The sequence below is a fragment of the Alcaligenes sp. genome, from assembly GCF_050255915.1.
Taxonomy (GTDB): Bacteria; Pseudomonadota; Gammaproteobacteria; order Burkholderiales; family Burkholderiaceae_B; genus Alcaligenes; species Alcaligenes aquatilis.
Window position 1 is genome coordinate 260,166 of sequence record NZ_JBFWIQ010000002.1, and the last position, 23,149, is coordinate 283,314.

Annotated in this window: 20 protein-coding genes; 9 read left to right on the forward strand and 11 right to left on the reverse strand. The window is 56.6% G+C overall.

What is annotated here, in order from left to right; genetic code table 11:
* Positions 1-85: 85 nt before the first annotated feature.
* Positions 86-898 (reverse strand): alpha/beta fold hydrolase, encoded by an 813-nt coding sequence (locus AB7E06_RS03425; protein ID WP_427955100.1) that lies wholly within the window; start codon positions 896-898, stop codon positions 86-88.
* A gap of 377 nt (positions 899-1,275) precedes the next feature.
* On the opposite strand from AB7E06_RS03425, the gene AB7E06_RS03430 reads away from it, so the two are divergent.
* Positions 1,276-1,788, forward strand: coding sequence for a 2,4'-dihydroxyacetophenone dioxygenase family protein (locus AB7E06_RS03430; protein ID WP_026483888.1), 513 nt, complete (start codon positions 1,276-1,278; stop codon positions 1,786-1,788).
* Here the strand turns inward: AB7E06_RS03430 and AB7E06_RS03435 are convergent.
* Both AB7E06_RS03435 and AB7E06_RS03440 read right to left on the reverse strand, forming a co-directional pair.
* A complete protein-coding gene (locus tag AB7E06_RS03435) occupies positions 1,785-2,792 on the reverse strand; it encodes an AraC family transcriptional regulator (RefSeq protein WP_427955104.1) in 1,008 nt (335 codons plus the stop codon). The genes AB7E06_RS03430 and AB7E06_RS03435 overlap by 4 nt on opposite strands.
* Positions 2,793-3,035: 243 nt before the next feature.
* Complete coding sequence (locus AB7E06_RS03440; RefSeq protein ID WP_230019516.1) at positions 3,036-3,782, reverse strand: sulfite exporter TauE/SafE family protein; 747 nt, start codon at positions 3,780-3,782, stop codon at positions 3,036-3,038.
* An 89-nt stretch (positions 3,783-3,871) separates the two neighbouring features.
* Between AB7E06_RS03440 and AB7E06_RS03445 the strand changes: the two genes are divergently transcribed.
* A complete protein-coding gene (locus AB7E06_RS03445) occupies positions 3,872-4,765 on the forward strand; it encodes a LysR family transcriptional regulator (protein WP_427955108.1) in 894 nt (297 codons plus the stop codon).
* Between the two features lie 261 nt (positions 4,766-5,026).
* Here AB7E06_RS03445 and modD read toward each other — a convergent pair whose 3' ends face one another.
* The 4 genes from modD to AB7E06_RS03465 form a co-directional block, all read right to left on the reverse strand.
* Complete coding sequence (gene modD / locus AB7E06_RS03450; protein ID WP_427955111.1) at positions 5,027-5,929, reverse strand: ModD protein; 903 nt, start codon at positions 5,927-5,929, stop codon at positions 5,027-5,029.
* The gene (modB, locus tag AB7E06_RS03455; protein ID WP_427955114.1) at positions 5,926-6,579 is read right to left on the reverse strand and encodes a molybdate ABC transporter permease subunit; all 654 of its coding nucleotides are present in this window, start codon (positions 6,577-6,579) and stop codon (positions 5,926-5,928) included. Before modB ends, modD begins: the two co-directional genes overlap by 4 nt.
* Positions 6,580-6,590: 11 nt before the next feature.
* On the reverse strand, positions 6,591-7,301 hold the full coding sequence (gene modA / locus AB7E06_RS03460; RefSeq protein ID WP_108727050.1) for a molybdate ABC transporter substrate-binding protein: 711 nt from the start codon (positions 7,299-7,301) through the stop codon (positions 6,591-6,593).
* A gap of 281 nt (positions 7,302-7,582) precedes the next feature.
* Positions 7,583-9,748 carry a malate synthase G gene (locus AB7E06_RS03465; RefSeq protein WP_427955118.1) on the reverse strand — a complete coding sequence of 722 codons (2,166 nt, stop codon included), beginning with the start codon at positions 9,746-9,748 and terminating at the stop codon, positions 7,583-7,585.
* A 999-nt stretch (positions 9,749-10,747) separates the two neighbouring features.
* Between AB7E06_RS03465 and AB7E06_RS03470 the strand changes: the two genes are divergently transcribed.
* Entirely contained in the window at positions 10,748-12,250 is a 1,503-nt protein-coding gene (locus AB7E06_RS03470; protein ID WP_108727053.1) for an AMP nucleosidase, read from the forward strand.
* A 228-nt stretch (positions 12,251-12,478) separates the two neighbouring features.
* Here AB7E06_RS03470 and AB7E06_RS03475 read toward each other — a convergent pair whose 3' ends face one another.
* The 4 genes from AB7E06_RS03475 to AB7E06_RS03490 all read right to left on the reverse strand — a co-directional run bounded on the left by AB7E06_RS03475 (position 12,479) and on the right by AB7E06_RS03490 (position 16,504).
* Entirely contained in the window at positions 12,479-13,504 is a 1,026-nt protein-coding gene (locus tag AB7E06_RS03475) for a DctP family TRAP transporter solute-binding subunit (RefSeq protein WP_094195222.1), read from the reverse strand.
* A 45-nt stretch (positions 13,505-13,549) separates the two neighbouring features.
* A complete protein-coding gene (locus tag AB7E06_RS03480; protein WP_230019509.1) occupies positions 13,550-14,851 on the reverse strand; it encodes a TRAP transporter large permease in 1,302 nt (433 codons plus the stop codon).
* The gene (locus AB7E06_RS03485) at positions 14,848-15,369 is read right to left on the reverse strand and encodes a TRAP transporter small permease (RefSeq protein WP_346549166.1); all 522 of its coding nucleotides are present in this window, start codon (positions 15,367-15,369) and stop codon (positions 14,848-14,850) included. The genes AB7E06_RS03480 and AB7E06_RS03485 overlap by 4 nt, the downstream gene beginning before the upstream one ends.
* A gap of 331 nt (positions 15,370-15,700) precedes the next feature.
* Entirely contained in the window at positions 15,701-16,504 is an 804-nt protein-coding gene (locus tag AB7E06_RS03490) for an SET domain-containing protein (protein ID WP_230019507.1), read from the reverse strand.
* A gap of 56 nt (positions 16,505-16,560) precedes the next feature.
* On the opposite strand from AB7E06_RS03490, the gene ilvB reads away from it, so the two are divergent.
* The 6 genes from ilvB to AB7E06_RS03520 all read left to right on the forward strand — a co-directional run bounded on the left by ilvB (position 16,561) and on the right by AB7E06_RS03520 (position 23,139).
* Complete coding sequence (ilvB, locus tag AB7E06_RS03495; RefSeq protein ID WP_094195226.1) at positions 16,561-18,330, forward strand: biosynthetic-type acetolactate synthase large subunit; 1,770 nt, start codon at positions 16,561-16,563, stop codon at positions 18,328-18,330.
* 111 nt (positions 18,331-18,441) lie between these two features.
* Positions 18,442-19,407 carry a TRAP transporter substrate-binding protein gene (locus tag AB7E06_RS03500; protein ID WP_162988219.1) on the forward strand — a complete coding sequence of 322 codons (966 nt, stop codon included), beginning with the start codon at positions 18,442-18,444 and terminating at the stop codon, positions 19,405-19,407.
* A gap of 12 nt (positions 19,408-19,419) precedes the next feature.
* Entirely contained in the window at positions 19,420-19,917 is a 498-nt protein-coding gene (locus AB7E06_RS03505; protein ID WP_249460783.1) for a TRAP transporter small permease, read from the forward strand.
* Between the two features lie 70 nt (positions 19,918-19,987).
* The gene (locus tag AB7E06_RS03510) at positions 19,988-21,265 is read left to right on the forward strand and encodes a TRAP transporter large permease (RefSeq protein ID WP_125277896.1); all 1,278 of its coding nucleotides are present in this window, start codon (positions 19,988-19,990) and stop codon (positions 21,263-21,265) included.
* A gap of 29 nt (positions 21,266-21,294) precedes the next feature.
* Entirely contained in the window at positions 21,295-21,729 is a 435-nt protein-coding gene (locus tag AB7E06_RS03515) for a CopD family copper resistance protein (protein ID WP_125277895.1), read from the forward strand.
* A gap of 237 nt (positions 21,730-21,966) precedes the next feature.
* Positions 21,967-23,139, forward strand: coding sequence for a Fic family protein (locus AB7E06_RS03520; RefSeq protein WP_094195231.1), 1,173 nt, complete (start codon positions 21,967-21,969; stop codon positions 23,137-23,139).
* Positions 23,140-23,149 lie beyond the last annotated feature (10 nt).

The following is a 23,149-nucleotide window of genomic DNA, read 5'->3' on the forward strand; positions in this document are numbered from 1 at the left end:
GGTCTTTGCACAACAGGGGCTGTGTTCCTGCCATAACGTGGAGCAGGGGATGGTGGGTGTCACCTTCCCTGGGGAAAAGGTGTATTTACACGGTTTCTAAATGGGCTTTTACAGCGGCAGCCACTAATTCAGGGTGGGAAATATGCATGCCGTGGCCTGCCCCTGTGACGGTGCGAATCGTGGCGCGTGGCACCCGTTCCGATATTTTCTGAATGACCGCTGCGTAGGTTGGTAGGGTCGCGCTACCGGTCAATAGTGTCGTCTGGCCGGCAAACGTGGCTAAGGCGCTGACATTGACCGCCAAGCGATCCGGGTCCCGGAATTGATCGAGCCACGTGTGTGCATTGGACAGGATGGTGGCGCGGGCCTGCGAGTCGAATACTTCATGCCAGGCCTTGTCTCCGAAGGCGACTTTCTCGATAAAAAGTTTTGCACCTGCTTCGACCTGTCCTTGTTCTATCATCATGGCGGCTTGTTTCATCAAGTCGCTTGCTTCCAGTCTGAGGGCCTCGTTTTCGTCTTGTAAAAGGCTGAAAACCGGGGGTTCCAGCAACATCATCGAACTGACCCGCTCCGGGTGGCGGCTGGCCAGAACAATGGAGACATTCGCTCCATAAGAGTGTCCGAGGACATGAGCTGTTTGCAGGTTCAGATGGTCCAAAAGAGCGATGACATCGGCGACATCTTCGCTCAGGCGACCCTGGCCTTTGGGAGCGGAGCTTTGGCTGTGGCCGCGCCGATCGTAGCGCAGAAGTGTATGGTCAGAGAGCTTGTTGGCAACACCGTTCCAGCTTTGGTGATCATCCCATGAGCCATGTATACAAATGATAGGGGTTTTGCCGTTTGTGGGGGGGTGGAGATAGGCGAGACTGAAATCCTGAAAATCTATTTTTTTCATTATGTTTCGCATGTTTAGGAGCCCTTTCTCGCTGTTTTCAGTTGGTTTCGATGAAACATGAGGTATATGCCATAATTGTAGATAGTATACCAAAAGGGTGGATAGCCTCTGTTAGGGATATTCCTGCCTGGCTGGGCCGATGTGCAGCAATAGGGTTGAATGTGAGTACGGGTTCTCGGATAGCCGCCACTTTTTGTGCTGGGTGGCAGTGAAGGACAAAAGCAGTGCCAAAACTGGATAATCCGCCCCTGTGTTGTGCCAGAGCTGGATAGTTCGGTGCCAAATTGATTCATAGAATAAAAACCAGCCAATCCGGGGGATTGGCATCCGACTGTGTCACACACGCAGCGGTTTTATTTCTATGAGAGAGACAAGTCATGACCCAAAACAGCACCCCACCCTACATCGAGATCGAAAAGCGCATCGACAAGGTCCGCGACGAATACGCTCTGGTTGAAGGTCACTTCGATACGTCTGAAGAAACCTCCCCCTGGATTCCTTTCGGCCCCAATATCTGGCTGCGTCACCTGAGCTTTGATATTCGCAACAACACCTCGGTACACATCATGCGTGCCGACAAGGGTGGCTCCCTGGGTCGTCACCGTCATCGCGCTGTGGTGACTGGCTACATCTTGTCCGGCAGCCTGCGTTACGAGGAGTACGACTGGGTGGCTCGCGCTGGTCATTACATCCACGAAAGCCCTGGCCGCACGCACACGCTGGTGTCTGATGAAGGCATGGAAACGCTGTTCCACCTGGGCACGCCCATCGAGTTCCTGGACGAGAACGACAACATCCTGGAAATCATCGACGTGTTCTGGATGATCGACCACTACACCAGCTACTGTAAGAAGCACAATCTGCCCATCAACCAGTCCATGTTCATCTAAGACTGTTTGAGGCTTGTGTGCCGTGTCTGCCCCGTTTGATGGGGCAGCTCCTTGAAGCGTTGCTGATAGTAGGCAGAAAACCGGCCCAGATGTCCAAAGCCATGTGCCAGTGCCACCTCGGTGACATTGGGGCGGGGTCGGCTTTGCAGCACTTGATGCGCGGCGTCCAGACGTAGATTACGTACCCAGCTCATGGGGGATTGCTGATGATGACGGCGGCACAGCAGATGCAGGAAGCGGGGGCTCACACCCGCTGCCTGTGCCAGGTCATTCAGTGTGATGTTGTTGTGCAAATGCGCCAGCACATAGTTTTTGGCCTGGAGCAGACGCATTTGCCCTGCCCGGGCTGCGGCTCCCATGGACTCATCCACCAGAGCCTGCACAGCTTGTTTATCGGTGGGATGACTGAGCAGGAATAAAGCCAGGCTGCTTTCAATATGCTGCGTCCAGGAGGCTGAACGGTCGCTGTGCTGCGCCGGGAGCAGAAGCAGGTGCTGGATGAGGTTGGCCCATTGCGGGCCCATACAGGGGTCCAACTTGTAGACACAGCCCCGAGTCATGCCCTCGTGCGCCAGCGTCTGATGACCTACGCCATCAAACAGGCTGTAGGGAATTTTGACGATTAGTTGTTCGCAACCGGCTTGCCATAAGGTGCGCACATGATGGCGGGGGGATACCACCGCAATATCGCCGGGATAGGCTGTTAATTTGTGATGACCATCACTGATGAATTCGGCCGTGCCTTGCAAGGGCATTTGCACCAGACAGAAGTCGCCGAAGGCATCGGCCTGGATTTCCACTTCGGCACCGTAGCCCAGCCGCATCAGGCTGATCTGATCAATATCGCGGCGGTACAGGCTGGTGTTGATGCGCCCGCGACCCCAATGCAGAGCATGCCGGGAAATGGCCCGGCTCAGTGGCTGATGGGACAGCTCGGCGCTGTGTGAATGAAAGATTGGATGACGGTACAACACCGACAGATCCAAGCCATTTTCTGCCGACATTGGGAACCCCTTGTTCCAGAGCATAAGGATGCGCGTGATCAGCGACTAGTGTAAAAGTTGCGCGGCTGGGCGGGCATGGGGGCTATCCCTGATCGGGGCTTGTGGGTTTCAGAATATTCTTTATTTACAGAAGGATAGGCTGGTTGTTATTTTATTTAGACTTAAAAGAAGCTACCTGGTTTTTGGCGTTGTGGTTGAGGTTTGAAGAAGTGAGCCATAGGTCTTCAATGTCGTGAGCTGACCTTAAATAAAAGGACGAATAATCAGTTGCAAGCCCAATACCGCCAGGAACAGCAACAGACATTGCTTGAAGCGTCGCGGGCTGATGCGCACGCGAACTTTTTGCCCCAGCCACATGCCCAGTAAAGCTGGAACAATCACCACGGTGGACAGGCTCAGCTGATTTGGCTTGAACACATCGTGCATGAACAGGCCACCTGCCAGCGCGAGGGTGGAGATGGTGAAGGACAGCCCCAAGGCCTGTACCAGCTCATCCTTGTTCAGATTCAGGGCCTGTAAATAAGGTACGGCAGGCATCACAAAAACGCCGGTAATGCCGGTCACGATGCCCGTCACCAGGCCAATCAAGGGTGCAAGCCAGGGCTCGAAGCGGGGTGACACCGTCAGGGTGGGGGCGATAAGCGCATAGCCTGCATAAACCAGTAGCGCGATACCCAAGGCCATACCTGATAGCTGCGGTGAGGTATTGGCCAGCAACGACGAGCCCCAGAGCGTGCCCAGCACAATGGTCAGCATCATGGGCCAGAGCCTGCGCAGCAAAGCCAGCATGGACGGCCCGGCAAGGCATTGCCAGACATTGGTGATGAAAGAAGGCAGCACCAGCAAGGCGGCGGCCGAGGCGGGTGACATCACCAGACCCAGCAAGCTCATGGCGACCGTAGGCAGGCCCATGCCGGTAATGCCTTTGACCATGCCTGCTACCAGGAAGGTGGCGCCGATCAGAAGAAAGAAAGTGAGAGATTCATGCATGCCTGTATTGAAGCGTGGCAGGCAGGCGTACACAATGTGGATTTAAGACGGTATCCTTCGGTTTATCCGAAGGGTTTTCAGGAGTGGTCATGCGACTGGGTCTGGCAGATCTTCACTTGTTCTTGAGCATTGTGGAGGCAGGTAGCATCACACAGGGGGCGGTACGCGCGAATCTGGCATTGGCTTCGGCCAGCGAGCGTTTGCGTCGTATCGAGGACGACGCGGGTGTTGCCCTTCTGGAGCGTCTGCCGCGTGGAGTCGTCACTACCGAAGCGGGTGAGGCCCTGGCCCACCATGCCCGTTTGATGTTGCGTCAGCATGATTTGCTAAAGGGCGAATTGCAGGATTTCGCCCTTGGCGTGCGGGGGACCTTGCACCTGTACGCGAATACGGCGGCCTTGACTGACTTTCTGCCGCCCCGTCTGGCGCCCTGGTTGGCGCAGCGGCCTAACCTGCATATCGAACTCAAAGAGCGCACCAGCGCTGATATTGCGCGTACGGTTGCTGCGGGCTTGGCCGAGGCCGGTGTGGTGTCGGATGCGGTGCAGGCACCGGGACTGATGCTGGAGCCGGTCGCCAAGGATCATTTGGTGCTGATAATGGCGGCGGCTCATCCCTTGGCGGCGCTCAGCAAATTGAGCTTGCAGGAGGTTCTGCATGAGCCATTCGTGGGCCTGATGCCCGGTAATGCCTTGCAAGACCATCTGGACGAGCATGCTCGCGCTGCGGGCCATGCTTTGGCGCAGCGTATCCGCATGAAAACTTTTGAAGGGCTGTGCCAGATGGTGGCCCACGGTGTGGGCCTGGGGATTGTGCCGCAAGGGGTGGCCAGCCGCTACAAGCGCCGTTATGGCTTTGTAGCGCGGCCTTTGAGTGACGCCTGGGCCAATCGCTCCTTGTGCCTGTGCTATCAGGATTGGGATGCCCTCTCCAAACCCATGCAGCGTTTGTTGCAGCATTTGGGGTCTAAGGAGACGGTCTGAGTCCACATTTTTTGTGGAAACTTGTTCACGGAGCTGCATGCTTTACAAGCAGCCAGGGGACAGATGCCAGGCGTAAGGTTCGTGCTGGTTTCTGAATTTTTTGTGGGATTCTTCTGTGGGATTCAGCGGCCCGTTTATTTTGTCGCTGGTGCTGTGTAAATCTGTCGTTTGATTACTTGCGCTAATGCTGGAGCTTATCTTCCTGGCTTTCGTTTAACCCCCGAGCGGACAATGCTGATAAATAGCGGGCTGCTGGCGTTCTTATTCCAGCTCCTCCATCTTGTTAGCTGCAAGTGGCTCGTTTGATTCTGCAGGCTCTGTCAGGCTGACTTTCACCCCAATATCCGCCGGTTTTGCGTAGTGCAGGCTGCTGGTCACCAAGGCATTCACGCCCGTTGTGGCATAGGAGGCGGCATTGCCTGCATGAATCCCGCCCGCCGCCAGAATGGTGACGTTGGGATGCGCTTTGCGCAGCGCAGGCACGATTTGCGTCAGAATTTCAGGCGGGACTTTATCGAACTGCACCACGTCCGCGCCAGCCTGGGCCGCGCGATAGGCTTCGTCCAGATCGGCTGCTTCAATTACGATTTTTTTCTCGCATAAGGCGTATTTGTGGCGGGCAATTGCACGGCCTACCTCTTCCCAACCGCCCATCAGGGCGCGGTGCTGCGGGAAGATCAAAATGGTTTCACCCAGGCCCAGCCGATGCGGCATGGCACCGCCCGATAGTGTGGCTTTCAAGGCCAGCTTGCGTACACCAGGCGCATGTTTGCGGGTGGTCAGCACCGCTACCGAGGCATCCACCGTTTGCACGGCTTGCACCACTTGATGTGTCAGGGTGGCGATGCCGCAGGCAAACTCCAGCAGGTTCTGGCCGACTTTCCAGGCGCGCAGCAAGGCTTGGGCGGGGCCTTGGGCCAGCAAGATGGTCTGACCGGGCACAGCCGCCACGCCGCTGGGGGTGTAGTGCTGGGTCTGGCCGCCGCAAGAGCGCACAATCTCGGCCACTTCTTCAGTGCCTGCTACGCGGATAGGGTCACGCACGACGTAACGCAGTGTGGTGTTCTGCTTGTGCAGGCCCAGCATATGGCTGGTCAGGTCCAGGTAGGACGCATCTTCGCCAATCCATTGGTCGATTTGGCTTTGTTCAAAAAAAACCGTCATTTTTGATTCCCGTAGCGCCGTAGCGCCCAAAAACAGGCTAATGCCGTCAGCCCCAGCATCCAGGACAGTGCATTGGCGCAGTCTGTGTCGCCATCCAGGACGGCGTTGTAGATAGATAAAGACAGGGTTTCGGTACGGCCCGCGATATTGCCACCCAACATCAGCGAGATCCCGACTTCGCCCAGCGCCCTGCCGCCCGACAGAATCAGGCCCGTGGCCAAGGCGGGCCGCAGCAAGGGCAATTCCACCCGGAAGAGATAGGACCAGGTGCCGTGGCCCAGCGTGGCTGCGGCTTCACGCAGCCGTGGCGACAGGCTGTTCATGCTGTTTTGCACGGGTTTGACCATTAAAGGCAGCCCAGCGATAAATGCGGCAATCAACAAGGCCGCAGGCTGAAAAACAATATTGGGTGACCAGCCGGTGGCACTGGCCAGCCAGCCCTGTCTGCCCAAGGCAAGCAGCAGCAAATAACCGATGACAATCGGTGGAAAAACCAGCGGCAGGCTCACCAGCGAATCGAGTAATCCGTGGCCCGGAAAGCGTTTTCTGGCCAGTACCCAGGCCAGTGCCACCCCCAGAACCAATTGGGCCACCAGGGTGGCGGCCAGCACATAGACACTCAAGCCCAGCGAGCTGCTGGAGCAGCTCATCCAGGCAGACATCACAGGCCGTGGCGCTCAAGAATGGACTTGGCTTTGTCCGAGCCCAGAAACTGGGTCCAGGATTGCAGCGTGGGACTGTCAGGGCGGTTCTTGAGCACGGCCAGACTCAGATCAATCGGATCGTGGCAGTGGGCGGGCATGGGCAGGATGGTGCCTAGTTTGTCCTTGTGGGCCAGCGCTTCGCTGCGGTTGATGAAACCGGCATCCACTTCGCCGTTCAGCAAGTAAGTCGATACTTGCGGGAGCATGGCCACTTCAAGGGTGCGACCATCGGCCTGGATTTTTTCGCGTTCCATGCAGGTGGTGGCGGCACGGCCGTAAACCGTTTTCTTGGCATCGCCAATCGCGATGCGGGCGTAGCTGGGCTGCTGCAGATCCTGGATGGAATCAATGGTCTTGCCCTTGGGCACGGCCAGCATCAGGGCACCCTGACTGATGTTTACGAACTGCTGGGCAATGCCCATGGGTTCCAGAAAAAAGCGGTCGCCAATGATGGCGGCAATGTCCGGGTTTTGCTCGCTCTGGGCGCGGACCTGCTGCATATTGCCAAAGCTGCTCTCTACCGTCAGGCCGGTTTCTTTATTGAAGGCTTCCATCAATTCGGTGACGGGTTTGCGGTAGCCCGCGCCGGAGGCAATCAGCAGGTCGGAAGCGTGGGCCGTGGTGGAGATCGCCAGCAGGCAAGCGGCGGAGAACAGCAAAGATTTCATGGGGTTTCCTGTCGGTCAAATTCGTTATGAGCTCAAGTTTATAACGAGAAGGGACTGACAGGGACTACCGGGGTGCTTTTAGGCCGTGGGTTTGACAACGGTTGCAGGTGTTGTGGTTCGACAGCGTGTTTGGGTGTTTTGGGGAGGGGCAAGTCGCGATCAAACAGGAAAGCTCAGCAAAGGCATACCCTTAAACGAAAAAATCCCCATCCTGCATCAGCAGGATGGGGATTGGGGGGCACCCGCCACCCGGAGTCAGGCTCCGGGCGACATCGTGTGCTTTAGGCTTGAGCGGCTTTGAAAGCCAGACGCCATTGGTGCAGCAAAGGCTCGGTGTAGCCGTTAGGCTGTTCCAGACCCTTCAGAACCAGATCCTGAGCGGCGCGGAAGGCAAAGGAGCCTTCAAAGTTGCCGGCCATGTTCTGGTAGGCGGGGTCGCCCGCGTTTTGCTGGTCCACCACAGCCGCCATGCGCTGTAGGGTTTCAACCACTTGTTCGTGGGTGACGATGCCGTGCAGCAGCCAGTTGGCGATGTGCTGGCTGGAGATACGCAGGGTAGCGCGGTCTTCCATCAGGCCGACGTTGTGGATGTCAGGCACTTTGGAGCAACCCACGCCCTGGTCAATCCAGCGCACGACGTAACCCAGAATGCCTTGAGCGTTGTTGTCCAGCTCTTCCTGGATTTCCTTGGCGGACCAGTTGGTGTCCGTGGCTACAGGAATGGTCAGGATGCTGTCCAGGTAGTCGTTGGTGTCGCCTTCCAGACCTTTCTGGACGTCGACCACGTTGACTTGGTGGTAGTGCAAGGCGTGTAGCGTGGCAGCAGTAGGCGATGGCACCCAGGCGGTGTTGCCACCCGCTTTCACGTGGCCAATTTTTTGCTCCAGCATTTCTGCCATCAGGTCAGGCATGGCCCACATGCCTTTACCGATCTGGGCGCGACCGCGCAGACCGCATTGCAGGCCGATCTGAACGTTGTTGCGTTCATAGGCAGGCTGCCATTCGGCTTGTTTCATGTCGGCCTTGCGCACCACGGCGCCCGCTTGCATGCACGTGTGGATTTCGTCGCCAGTGCGGTCCAGAAAGCCTGTGTTGATGAACACCACGCGCTCGGTGGCCTGGGCAATGGCGGCCTTCAGGTTCACGCTGGTGCGGCGCTCTTCGTCCATGATGCCCAGTTTGACGGTGTTGGGAGCCAGACCCAGCAGGCTTTCGACGCGGTCAAAAATTTCGCTGGCAAAGGCCACTTCGTCAGGGCCGTGCATTTTGGGTTTGACGATGTACAGCGAGCCGCTGCGCGAGTTTTTCTTCAGTTGCAGATCACGCATGCCGATCAGGGTGGTGATCACGGCGTCCAGAATGCCTTCAGGGATCTCGCGACCTTCGCCGTCAATGATGGCGGGGTTGCTCATCAGGTGACCGACGTTACGCACGAACATCAGCGAGCGGCCAGCCAGAGTCTGGGTAGCGCCCTTCAGGTCGGTGTACTGGCGATCGTCAGCCAGGCGGCGGGTGAAAACCTTGCCGTCTTTCTTGATTTCTTCGGTCAGCGAGCCGGTCACCAGACCCAGCCAGTTGCGGTAGGCCAGAACCTTGTCGTCGGCGTCCACGGCAGCCACGGAGTCTTCGCAGTCCATGATGGTGGTCAGCGCGGCTTCCAGAACGATGTCTTTCACGCCAGCCGGGTCGGTCTTGCCGATGGCGCTGTTGGGGTCGATCTGCAGTTCAAAGTGCAGGCCGTTGTGCAGGAACACGATGGCCTCAGGCGCATCGGGCTGACCACGGTAACCCAGCAGGGTCGATGTATCTTTCAGGCCGGTGGTGCCGCCGTTTTCCAGGGTGACGCGCACAGCGCCGTCAGCGATGGTGTAGGAGGTAGCCTGGTCGTGGCTGCCTTGAGCCAGAGGAATAGTGTCGTTCAGGAACTGGCGGCCAAAGGCGATAACCTTGGCACCGCGCACGGCGTTGTAGCCACCGCCACGCTGGGCACCGTCGGTGTCAGGGATGGCGTTGGTGCCGTACAGAGCGTCGTACAGGCTGCCCCAACGTGCGTTTACGGCGTTCAGCGCGTAACGTGCGTTCATGATGGGCACAACCAGTTGAGGACCACCTTGTTCGGTGATTTCAGTGTCGACGTTGGTGGTGTTGACCTTGACGTTGGCAGGCGCCTCTTTCAGATAGCCGATGGAGCTCAGGAAGCTCTTGTAGGCAGGCATATCGGTGATGGGGCCTGGATTGGCCGTGTGCCACTTGTCCAGTTCGACTTGCAAGCGGTCGCGTTCGGCCAGCAAGGCGCGGTTTTTAGGTGCCAGATCATGGACCAGCTTATCGAAACCAGTCCAGAAGGCTTCGGAGGAGATACCTGTGCCGGGCAGGGCTTCTTGTTCGATGAACTGATGAAGCACCTCGGCGACTTGCAATCGCTGGCAGGAGATTCGAGTGGTCATGTGTACCCTTGCTGATAGTTAAAAGTGATTCGGTACAGCGGCAGGCCAAACGGCCTTGCTAACTGCGATTACCTGGTCAAGAGCGCATTCAGAACTTGCTGAAATCGCGGGTGGATAGACCCACGCGGCGCCAGGACACAAATGACATCAGAGGGCGAGCAGATTGCTTGAAGCGAAAATCATTAAAATACGCTAACCCATTGTAAATTAGCCTAAATACAAGCTAATTTGCGCGATGACGAGCTATGTCTCACACGCATGCCGAGCACACTGCCAGGTTGGATAACTTAAATTATGAAGGACTGACGCAAGCTGGATTTAATACTAAAAGTATTAAGACTACATACTTAATGTATTTACTGGTTTTGGGCAAGTCTTATATATGAGGTAGAAGACGTAGCTGACTTTCCCTTGTCATCATAAGCTGCCACATCGAGTACTGCTTGAAATACTTGAAATGCCTGCCAAGCCGCTTGTATAGGGCCTTTGACATCAAAGCGGGTTCTAGGGGGCAGGCGTACGTCAGGGTGTCCTTGGCCGAATCGGTGAAAAGTGAAATGTGCCCAAAACCGGGGCAAAGGCGCTGATCCAAATAGGGACCGTGAGTGAATTCCGTCTGAAAACCACAGAGAGTCGCGTCCATTGTGTGGACAGGAGGGCTTGTGATTCAGTCAAAAACCAGTGACGACATTTGCTTTGGGTTGGGTGCTGCCTTGGCCATCCTGCGCGGATACGGCAAGACGCTGGGGGCTGACCGAGCCATTTCAAAGGTAGATGGGGGATGGCTGTAGGTGTAGGCGAAAACGATAGCCGGGCTTCTGCCTCGGGTGGTGGTGGTCTGCGAAAGCGGCAGACGGCCAGGCATGTTTGTTTGGCTGGCACATAAGCGTGCGGATCAGGCAGTTGAATTTGTCATAGAGCCGTGTAGGAGGCCAGACAATAAACAGCTTATGATGCTTGCAGATCTGCTTGTCTTTGTTTCCCCTTGGAATACTTGTTATGTCTGATCCCAGCGGTTTTTCTCGTATCACGTCCACGCCTGAGTTGATTCCGTTCAAGGCTTATCAGGACGCCGGCCAGGCTTTGGAGCAGTTGCGCCATATCTACGATCGCAATACCGCTTTTTTGCGTGATTCTTTTGCCCAGTGCCTGGAAAGTGGCTTTCCACGCGGGCAGCGGTTCAGAGCCTGCTACCCTGCGGTGCGCTTGCGCGTCGATACCTATCAGGAAGTGGATAGCCGTCTGTCTTACGGGCACGTGGTTGAACCTGGTGTGTACATGACCACCATTACCGCCCCTGGCCTGTATCACGATTACTTGCTGGAGCAGTTGGAGTTGCTGCTGCGCAATCATGGTGTGCAGGTAGAAGTGGGCGAGTCATCCGTGCCTATTCCATTGCATTTCGCCCTGAACAATGGCGTGCAAACTACCGTGACGACTGTGCCCGAGTCCCCCGGTGACACCTTGCGTGACCACTTCGACGTGCCCGATCTGGCGTATATGGACGATGCCATTGTCAACGGCACGTGGGAGCGTGTGCATAACGAACCTTTGCCGTTGGCCCCGTTTACCGCGCCGCGTATCGACTACTCCTTGCATCGTTTGCAGCACTACAGCGCCACCCGGCCCGAGTACTTCCAGAACTTTGTACTGTTTACCAACTACCAGTTCTATGTGGACGAGTTCTGCCAGTGGGCGCGTGAAGTGCTGCAGGCCGACGAGCAGGGGTATATCGATCTGGTGGAACCCGGCAATATCATCACCCCGGCGGGCGCGAATGCTTCAACAACAGGTTCGCCCCTGGCCCGTGCGCCGCAGATGCCCTCTTACCATTTGCGCCGGGCTGATCACTCTGGCATCACGCTGATCAATATCGGTGTGGGGCCGTCCAATGCCAAGACCATTACGGACCACGTTGCCGTCTTGCGCCCTGCCGCCTGGCTGATGCTGGGCCACTGCGCGGGGTTGCGTACTACCCAGCGTTTGGGTGATTACGTGCTGGCACATGGCTATGTGCGTCAGGATCACGTGTTGGACGAAGATTTACCCACCTGGGTGCCTATCCCTCCCCTGGCTGAAATCCAGGTCGCTCTGGAGCAAGCCGTGGCCGAGGTGGCCGGGCTATCGGGTTGGGAGCTGAAACGCATCATGCGCACGGGCACGGTGGCGTCCATTGATAACCGTAATTGGGAATTGCGTGACCACCACGAGCCGGTGCGACGTTTGTCGCAGTCGCGGGCGATTGCACTGGATATGGAGTCCGCCACGATTGCCGCCAATGGCTTTCGCTTTCGCGTACCGTATGGAACCTTGCTGTGCGTGTCGGACAAGCCCTTGCATGGCGAGCTGAAACTGCCGGGTATGGCCAGTGAGTTCTATGCGCGTCAGGTTGGCCAGCATTTGCACATCGGCATTCGGGCGCTGGAATTGCTGCGCGAGATGCCCAAGGAAAGGCTGCATTCACGCAAGTTGCGCAGCTTTCTGGAAACGGCGTTTCAATAAGCTATCGCAGTGCCTGTCAGTGTTTGCCAGCCTGGACGTGTTGCAAACTTGCAGTGCCGCTAAACCATCTTGAGCAGCTTGCCAACGGGTCATGCTGGCAAGTGGCGAACGGTCTACTGGTTTGTATTGCGGGCGGCAAGCTAGAAATTTTTTGCTTAAGCGCGTTGGTCGAACAAAAAAAGCCGGGCCTGAAATAGGCCCGGCTTTTAGTATTGCCAACCCAGTTATTTAGCGGCTGGCAGCAATGGCGTCACGCGCTTTCTTTACCAGATCTTCACCAATGGTTTTGGTCCATTTTTCGACCACACCTTCGGTTGCCTTGGCAAAGGCGGCATGCTGCTCAGGAGTCAGGGTGGTGATTTTCACACCGTGGCTTTCGATCTCTTTGAGCAGGGACGGATCTTCAGCCGTGATGCCGGTGCGCGCAATGACGATCTCACGTTTGCCAGCTTCCATAGCGGCTTCACGCACGATCTTCTGGTCTTCCTCACTCCAGGATTTCCACACATCGCGGTTCACCACAAACACCAGTGGATCCGACACGTAGTTCCACAGAGTCAGGTATTGCTGCTGCACGTCGTACAGCTTGGCACCGGCGTAGATGGACAGGGGGTTTTCCTGGCCGTCCACGGCCTTATTGGCCAGTGCTGGCTGTGCGTCAGCCCAGCTCATTTGTGTGGGATTGGCGCCCAGGGCACTGAAGGTGTCCATGTACAAGGGCGAACCCACCACACGTAGTTTCAAACCCTTCATATCCTCAGGCTTGGTCACTTCGTGTTTGGAGTTGCTGAGCTGACGGAAACCGTTTTCACCCCAGGCCAGAGGCACCACACCGGCTTTCTCGATGTAGCCAAACAGATCCTTGCCCACTTCGCCGTGGATCAAGGCGTCGGTGGCTTTGGCATCGGGCTGAAGGAATGGCAGGGAGAACAGGTTCAGTTGTTTGATCTGGGGGGACCAGTTGATGGTGGAACCCACGGCCATATCAATGATGCCTTGGCGAATGGCGGTGAACTCGCGTGTCTGGTCGCCTTGCACCAGCGAGGTACCCGGGTAGATTTTGATATTGATGCGGCCATCGGTGCGTTCGCGCACCAGGTCGGACCAGATCACCGCACCTTGGCCCCAAGGGAAGGAGGTGCCCACCACGATGGACAGCTTGTATTCGGATTTGTAGGCGGCTTGCGCTGCCGGAACCACGGCCAGGGTGGCGGCTGTACATGCCAGAGCGGCCAGAATGTGACGGAATTTCATGGGTCAGGTCTCCCTTTCTATGAGTTGTGTTGCAGTCTTGTGGTTTTAGTTAAAACCCAGGTAGCGTGGCAGCCACAGGGCGATTTCGGGCTCTATGATCACTAGCATCATGGTGGTGCCCATACCCAGCAGCAACCAGCCTACCCAGCGCAGGGTGCTTTCCATGGGTACGCCTGCGATACGGCAGGCCACCATCAGGTTCACGGCGACGGGTGGGGTGAATTGGCCCAGGGCGACATTCAACGTCAGCAGAACCCCAAACCAGACGGGGTGCCAGCCAAAGTTGTAGGCAATCGGCATGAACAGCGGCACAAAGATCAGGAAGATCGAAATGCCATCCAGGAACATGCCCAGCACAATCAGCATGACAATCATCAATGCCAGAATGCCGTACTCGCCCAGACCGGAATGGATGATGGCATTGGTGACGGGGTCAATAATGCTCAGGGTGGATAAGGCCCAGGCAAAAATACCGGCCAATGCCACGACCATCATGATGACGGCTGATAGTTCGGCGGCTTCTCGCAGGATCAAAAACAGATCGCGGAACTGGATGGTGCGATGGATGACCATACCCACAAACAAGCCGTAGAACACGGCCACCACAGCCGCTTCAGTGGGGGTGAACAGACCCAGGCGCATACCGCCCAGAATAATGACCGGGGCAATCAGGCCCCAGGCGGCTTCTCGCAAACTACGCCAGAATGGCGGGCGCGGCAGTTCGGCTTCGGCCAATCCCAGCTTGTGACGACGCGACAGCCAGATGGCTGGAATGATCAGGCCTATCCCTGCCAGCATGCCTGGAAACATACCGGCAGCAAACAGGGCCGGTACCGAGGCTTCCGGCACCAGCACCGAGTAGATAATGAACGCAATAGACGGTGGAATCAGAATGTCAGTGGCAGCACCCGCGCCCACAATACTGGCGGCAAAGGGGCCTGGATAGCCCGCGCGTTTCATCGCGCCGATCATGACTGCACCTACGGCGGCGGCGCAGGCGGGGCCGGAACCGGAAATACCGCCCAGGAACATGGCCACCCCAATGGCGACGACGGGCAGCATGCCGGGACCACGGCCAACCAGCGCCACGGCAAAGTTCACCAGACGGCTGGCAACGCCTGAGCGGTCAAAAATGGAGCCCACCAGCACAAACATGGGGATGGCCAGCAAGGGGTATTTGGCCAGGCCGGCGTAAAAACTTTGCGGTACCGCCATCAGGCCAAACCAGTGCGTGTCCAGGTTCGACATCAGGATGGCAAACGTACCGCCTATGCCTAGCGATACGCCAACGGGTACGCCCACCAGCATCAAACCGATAAAGATGATGAACAGCAAGCTTGCAATCATGGTTTGGCCTGCCAACGACGGACCCACATGCCCAGTAAACGCAGACTCAGGGTTGTGGACAGGATGGGCAGCCACATGCTGTACCACCAGGTGGGCACGCCAATGGAGGGAGAGGTATCGCCCCACTGGAATTCATCTAAGGCCATGCGGCCCGACAGAATGGCCATGCCAATAAAGAACAACAGGCTCATGCCAATGCTCAACAAGGCCAGGCGACGTTGCCGATGCTGTGTACCTGCATCGGCAAAGACTTCAATGCGAATATGCAGGTGGCGCACACAGGCACTGGCACCTGCATTCATGGTCAGGACCACCAGCAAGAAGATGGAAATTTCCTCGGTCCAGGCAAAGGAGCTATTGGTCAGATAGCGGACAAACACGTTGGCGAACGTAATTAAGGCCAAGGCCGCCATGATCAGGACCGATGCCCAGTCCTCTATTTGCAAAGGAATACGCAGTCCGGATTCGGCGGGCGGGGCGGTGTGATGATCAGGTGTATCTGTAGAACTTGAATCCATGAGATCGGTCGGATTGGGCAATAAAGCTACATGCTAGCGGTCAAAGACGGGGCTGGCAGTGAGTAATTTCCCCCGGTGCACGAGCACTGACGGGCCATTGCTGGCCCTGAGGGGAGACGATAGGAATCGAGGGCGAGGGCACACGCGGTACGGGGTTGGTGCTTCGCCTAGCTGAGGAGGTGTAAAACCTGGCCCGGCACGACAGATGGGCCTGTGTGTGGCGCTCTGAGAGAGCCCGGCAGGGGTGTGGCCGGGCCTGCTGTGCGGGGCGATTAGCAAGGGTGCAGGCTGCCGGTGAGGCAGCCTGGGCTAATGCAAGCTGGGGGACAGCTTACTCTTTTTTACGGTCCTTTTTTTCCTTTTTGCCTTCTTTGTCCTTTTTGGACGATTTTTTGTCTTTATTTTTATTCTTGTGTTTGGCTTTGTCTTTCTTCTTCTTTTTGCTCTTTTTGTCTTTTTTATCTTTGTGCCCTGAAGACTCTGTATCGTCGTCCGTGTCGTCGTCTTTATCCTGATCGGGCTCGTCCTTTTCCACTCCCTGTTTAGTGGCGGCGGCTTGTAGATCAGCCGTTTTTTGCTTGACCGAGACAGGGGCTTTGCGGGCTTGCTCCATTTCTGCATCCAACTCGGCGGCCACGTCACGCAGCTCGTCTGCCACAGCCTGGGAGCGATCCGATTGCAGGGCAATCATGGTGCCACGGCATTGGGCCGCGCCACACAGACAGCGATAGTTCTGCTTGAGCTCTTCGGTAATTTCATCGTCGATGACCAGCGAGTAGTCATACAGAAGCTCTTGCCCGGCAGGGATATCGCGCATGGCCACAATGAACACGCGTGAGCCGTCTGCGTTCTCGTGACCTTCACAGTTGGGTGCGCAAGAGTGGTTGATCCAGCGCGAGTCGTTGCCCCTTTGGCCACCGTCCACAATTTTGCCGTTGCTCAATGCAAAGAAAAAAGTGTGAAAGGGCTCGTCGGGATTGACCGGGAACAGGGCATCGGCCTGTTCGGGTGTCAGCCGCTTGCCCGCGTATTGCAGAATGCGCGTTCCGGCAGGAATATCGCGCAGCGCAAAAACGCCATTGCCATGCAGTTTGGACGGTTTGACGACATGCCAGGGTTGGCGTTGAGTGACCATGGGGAATCAGCCTGTAAAAGGGGATAAACTGGACGGCGATCTCTATCTTACAAAACATGCAGGGCTACGCAACCATGTCACTTGAAACGACCGCCCATAACGGCGCGCAAATCTTGCTCGAAACCTTGATCGCTCAGGGTGTGGATACCATTTTTGGTTATCCTGGCGGAGCGGTGTTACCGCTCTATGATGCGCTTCATGCTCAACCGCGAATTCGTCATATTCTGGTCCGTCACGAGCAAGCTGCCGTACACGCGGCCGAAGGCTACGCCCGTAGCACCGGTAAACCTGGCGTGGTGCTGGTGACATCGGGGCCCGGTATGGCCAATACCACCTCCGGTTTGCTCGATGCCTTGTGTGATTCTATTCCTGTCCTGTGCATTAGTGGTCAAGTAGCGACCACCGCAATTGGGACTGCTGCGTTCCAGGAGTGCGATGCCATTGGCATTTCCCGCCCTGTGACCAAGTGGAATGCCCAGGTGCGTCGGATTGAAGATGTGGCTTCCTTGACAGCCAAAGCCTTGCGCCTGTGTACCCAGGGTCGCCCCGGCCCGGTGTTGCTGGACTTTCCCAAAGATATTCAGATCGCCACCCTGCCGGCTGCCAGCAGCGAATCACCCGTTCAGGAAGAGGCCGACAGCCTGTTGGCGCCTGCCGCTCCGGCCCCTGCTCAGGAAGCGGCGATCAAACGCGCGGCTGCCATGATCGCCCACGCTCGTCGCCCCGTATTTTACGGCGGTGGTGGCTTGATCAACTCCGGGGCCGATGCCAGCCATGCCTTCACCAGCCTGGTTCAGGAAACTGGCGCACCTTGCACGCTGACCTTGATGGGGTTGGGGGCTTATCCTGCGCGTGACGAACAGTTTGTCGGCATGCTGGGCATGCACGGCACCTTGGAAGCGAATCTGGCCATGCACCATGCCGATCTGATCATCTGTGTGGGTGCGCGTTTCGATGATCGCATTACCGGCCGCCTGTCCGACTTCTGCCCCCATGCCAGCAAGATTCATATTGATATCGACCCCGGTTCCATCGACAAGGTCGTGCGTGCCGATGTGGCCTTGGTGGGCGATTGTTATCCCCTGCTACGCGCCTTGCGCAAAGAGCTGTCGCATCACGAATTGCCCGAAGGCCGCTTGAACGACTGGTGGCAGCGTATTGGCGTGTGGCGTGCGCAAGAGTGCTTGAACGTCACCCCGCGCAGCGATGCGATCTTGCCGCAGCATTTGCTGCAACGGTTGGACGCGCATTTGGAAGGCCGCGATGCCATCGTGTCTACCGATGTGGGCCAGCATCAGATGTGGGCGGCACAATACATCAAGTTTGATCGCCCCCGCCGTTGGCTGACCTCCGGTGGTGCGGGCACCATGGGGTATGGCGTGCCCGCCGCGTTTGGCGCGCAGATTGCACATCCCGACAAGCTGGTGGTGTGTGTCAGTGGTGACGCGTCGGTGCTGATGAATATTCAGGAACTGGCCAGCGCCGTGCAGCATCGCACGCCGATCAAGGTGATTTTGTGCAATAACCGCCACATGGGCATGGTGCGCCAGTGGCAAGAGCTGATCCATGATGGCCGTTACAGCCACAGCTATAACGAAGCCATGCCGGATTTTGTCGCGTTGTCACGCGCTTTTGGTTGGGAAGCCGAGCGCGTGGAGCATCCCGATCAGTTGGATGCCGCGCTGGAGCGCTGTCTGTCTCATGACGGCCCCTTCTTCCTGAACGTGGAAGTGCTGGCGCTGGAAAACTGTTTCCCCATGATGCCAGCGGGCTATGGCCACCAACAGGTCATGTTGTCCGAAGATAACTGGTATGTAGAAGAATAAGGTGTCTGGCGGGGGGCACAGGCGTAAAAACCCCTATGTCCCAGCCCGGACACTACGCATTAAATACACTGATCCATTCAGACAGGAGGGGCATGCATGATGTACCGACACATGAAGAACCGTCTTTTGGCCGCAGGTTTGATGCTGGGCTTGGGCCTGGCGGCGGGGGCGGCTACGGCTCAGACTTCCTTGAAGTTGGCCTACGCTTTGTCCACCAGTTCCCACTACGGTGCGGGCGCCAAAGCCTTTGCCAGTGCGCTGGAAAAGGATGGCAATTACACCATCGAGGCCTTTCCCAACAGCGCCCTGGGCGGCGAACGCGAAGTCATTGAAGGCCTGCAACTGGGCACAATTGATCTGGCCATTGTCTCGACCGGCGCAACCTTGAACTTTGTGCCCAAGACCGGCGTATTCGATATTCCTTTCCTGTTTCGCGATCTGCAACATGCCCGCCATGTGCTCGATGGCAAGATCGGTCAGGACATGCTGGCTGAATTTCCCAAACGCGGGATTGTGGCCTTGGCCTGGGGTGAGCAAGGCTTCCGTCACCTGACCAATAATGTGCGTCCTGTGACGACCCCGGCCGATGCCAAGGGTTTGAAGATACGCACGACAGAAAACCCTATTCACATTGCCGCTTTCCGCGAGATTGGCATTCTGGCCACGCCCATGGCCTGGCCCGAAGTGGCGACTGCCCTGCAACAAGGCACCATCGACGGCCAGGAAAACCCCTTGTCCGTGATTGTGTCGGCCAAGCTGCCGCAGTTGCAAAAGTATCTGTCGCTGACTGCTCACGTGTACGGCCCGGCCCTGGTGCTGATGTCCCCGGCGGTGTATGACGGCCTGTCCGACCAGGACAAGCAGTTGATGAAGGATGCCGGTGTGACAGCCGCCCAGGCCATGCGTGATTACGTGGACGACATCGAGAAAACCGGCGTGGATGCCGTCAAGGCTGAAGGCATGCAGGTCAATACCGTTGACCACGCGGCGTTTGCCAAAGCGGTCGAGCCGGTCTACCCCCAATACTACAAACAGTTCGGCCAGGAACTGGTCGAGGCCATTCGTCAGGCTCAGTAAACGGCGCTCATCATGAAAGTGCTGCTGTCCGTTCTGGATAAGGGCCTGTTCCGTCTGGTGTCCTGGGTGACGCAGTTGCTGCTGCTCTCGGCAGTGGCGGCTGCGTTCTATCAAGTGATTGCCCGTTTCGTGCTCCAGTCGCCCGCCGACTGGAGCGAAGCCTGGTCGCGTGCCGCCCTGATCTGGACGGTCATGCTGGGGCTGTGTCTGGCCTTGCGTCAAGGCGCCATGCTGAGCGTGGATGTGCTGCGGCTCTGGGTCGGGAAGCGAACTCAGCATCGGCTGGATGTGGCCGTGCTGTTTACTTGCCTGGCTTTTTTCGGCCTGCTGACCTGGGTCGGCATTCAAATGACCTGGCGGGTGCGGTTCCAGACCATGCCCAGTCTGGAGTGGTCCATTTCCTGGGTGTATATCGCGATCCCGATTGGGGCCGTGCTGGCCATTTTGGGCCTGCTGGCCCGTTGGCTTGAAAGACCGGCACCTGCTGTGGTGGATCACACGCAGCTTTGACCCCTTGTCTTTAAAGCACCACCGAACGTTGGATGCCAGGCAGGCATCTGTTTAGACCGGAGACCGTATCGTGCCCCAGATCATGCTTGTGTCCATGCTGCTGTTTTTTGTATTGACGGTGCCCGTGGCCATTGCCGTGGGGCTGGCCAATATGGCGGGGGTGGCGTGGGAGGGGCGCATGACGTTTCTGGTGATCGCCCAGCAGTTGTATGCGGCCCTGGACAAGTATCCCCTGGTGGCGGTGCCTTTCTTCATCCTGGCGGGCAATTTGATGGAATCGAGCGGCATGTCCAGCCGTATGGTCGAGTTTGCCAAAAGCCTGGTCGGTGGTGTGCAAGGTGGCTTGGCCTGCAGTTGTGTGCTGACCTGCATGATTTTTGCCGCTGTGGCCGGCTCCAGTGTGGCAACCACCTTTGCGGTGGGGGCGATTTTGATTCCTGCTATGGTCCGGCACGGCTATCCGGCGCCGTTTGCGGCGTCCTTGCAGGCATCTGCTGCGGAGCTGGGGGTGATTATTCCCCCTTCCATTCCCATGATTCTGTTTGCCGTCTCAACGGATACTTCGGTGGGCGAGCTGTTTGTCGCGGGGATTGGTCCAGGCTTGTTGATCGGTGGTGCCTTGATGCTTTACGTGTGGCTGTATGCGCGCCGTCATGGACTGGGCCTGCAAGATGGTGTGGGTCGTTTGGGCGTCTGGACGGCCTTTCGTCAGGCGTGGCTGGCCTTGTTGATGCCGGTGATCATTCTTGGTGGGATCTATGGGGGTATTTTCACGCCGACCGAGGCCTCGGCCGTGTCGGTCGTTTATGCCTTGATCGTGAGCATGGTGATCTATCGCAGCGTGAAGTGGAGCGATTTGTCCAAGGTGCTGCATCGTTCCGTGGTATCCACGGCGGTCATTATGTTCATCATTGCCAATGCCGGTGTATTTGGTTTCTTGCTCAATCGCACCGGCATTCCAGCCGCCTTGGGCACATGGTTGGGGGAGTTGTTTAGCAGCCCTGTGCTGTTTTTGATGGGGATAAATGCCGCCTTGTTCGTGGTGGGCATGTTTGTCGAGACCTCGGCCTCAATCGTGGTTCTGGCCCCTCTCTTGTTGCCGGTGGCCGTGCAGTTTGGCATTGATCCGGCGCATTTTGGCATCATCATGGTGGTCAATTTGGCATTGGGAATGATAACGCCCCCCTTTGGCGTGAACTTGTTTGCCGCCTGCTCAGTGGCCGGAATTTCCTTGGAAAAACTGGTGCGCCCCCTGCTGCCCTTCGTGGCGGCTATTTTGGTCTGCTTGATGCTGATCAGCTATGTGCCAGAAGTCAGTTTGTGGGCGCGAGACCTGGTGTACCGTTGATGAATTGTCTGCTTTTCTGAGCACTGTTCATGAGCTACTTTCTCCTGCTGTTGATCCATCTTTTGGCTGCGATTTTTTTCATCGGCACGGTGTTTTTCGAGGTGCTGATGTTGTCGCCTCTGGCGCGCCATGTCTCCCGGCCATCGATGCGGGAGTTCGAGCATGCCTTGGGGCGACGGGCGCGCCGTATCATGCCTTGGGTCTTGTTATTGCTTTACGGTGCGGGTTTGAGTCTGGCCTGGCAGCATCGGGCCCTGTTTGAGGTGGGTGGGGCCCGTGCCTGGATTTTGGGCTTGAAAATCGCCTTGGCGTTAAGTGTATTTGGACACTTCCTGTCCGTCATGGTGATGAGCCGGCGCAAGACCATGACGGCGCGGCGCTCACGGATTATTCACCTTAGTGTTCTTGCTCACGTATTGTTGATCGTGGTGCTAGCTAAGGCTTTATTTTATTGGCCGCTTTAAGGTTCCGGTTGTTGTCGTCTATGCCAAAACCTGACAACTGTCCGCTTTCTATTGGCGTTTCCATATGCTGCGCTATTGCTATGTTGATATTGATGTACAGCCGTAAATCTGGCCGGTATAAAGAACGGAAAAAAAGTCGTCAAATATACTTATATTAACTAATGTAAAATTCATATAAAATCTATTAATATCAATATATTTAGATGTGATCGCAATCGAAATTTAAGTAGGCAAAAAATGTATGATTCTCCTCATCAGTTCGACCCTCTTGTTCCGGCGAGCTTACCTCAGGCTTTGATCGAGAAAGCGGCCGATATTGCTCGTGATGCAAGCCGTTTGGCGGGTGTGGCTCACCCGCGCGCGCGTGAAAGTATTCGTGAGCTTGTACGATCCATGAACTCGTACTACTCGAACCGGATTGAGGGACAAAGTACTCATCCGATCCATATTGAGGATGCTTTACACAAGCAGTTTTCAGATAAGCCAGACGTTGCTCGACTACAGCGCGTCGCGTTGGCGCATATCCAGGCGGAAAAAGATCTGGAGGAGTTGCTTGATCAAGGAGTGTCTCCGATGAACTCGGAGTTTCTGCTGATCGCTCATGAGAAGTTGTACTCGCAACTGCCTCAGGAGGACCGGCTTACCGAAGATGGCCGAGTCATTATTCCTGGCAAACTTCGAGAGGAGACGGTGCAGGTTGGCCGACACATTCCTCCGGTCGCCACATCTTTACCCCGTTTTATGAAGCGCATGGACGAGGTCTATGACCAAAGCCATTCTTGGGATCGACGACTTATTCTGGTCGCCTGCTTGCACCACCGTGTCACATGGGTGCACCCCTTTTTGGATGGTAATGGCCGCTCTGCCCGCTTGCAGACGCATTGTGCTCTTTGGCCTTTATCCGAAGGCTTGTGGTCGCCCAGTCGAGGGCTGGCCCGTGCCACGCAAGACTATTACGTTCATTTGAATAATGCAGATTCGGCCCGCCGTGGGGATTTGGACGGTAGAGGCAATTTGAGCACTGCCGGTTTGAATGAATGGATTGAGTTCTTTCTTGGTATTTGCCAAGACCAAGTGAAATTCATGGGACGTATGCTTGATTTGGATGATATGAAGCGACGCATTGAGGCGCTCATCATATTTCGCCACGCTCATGACAAGGAGGTGCGTAAAGAGGCTATCTTGCCTCTCTATCATTTGTTTGCAGCGGGTCCTCTCAAGCGCATGGAGTTTGCGCAGATGACGGGTTTAGGCGAGCGTACAGCACGCTCCTTGATGTCGAAGCTGTTAAAAAGCGGCTTGCTTGTCAGTGATACTGCATCTGGGCCAGTGCGTTGGGGCTTGCCACTTGATAGCTTGCAGTTCTTGTTTCCGGAGTTATATCCGGAAGCCGCAACCAAGCCGGATTAAGTCTCGCTAT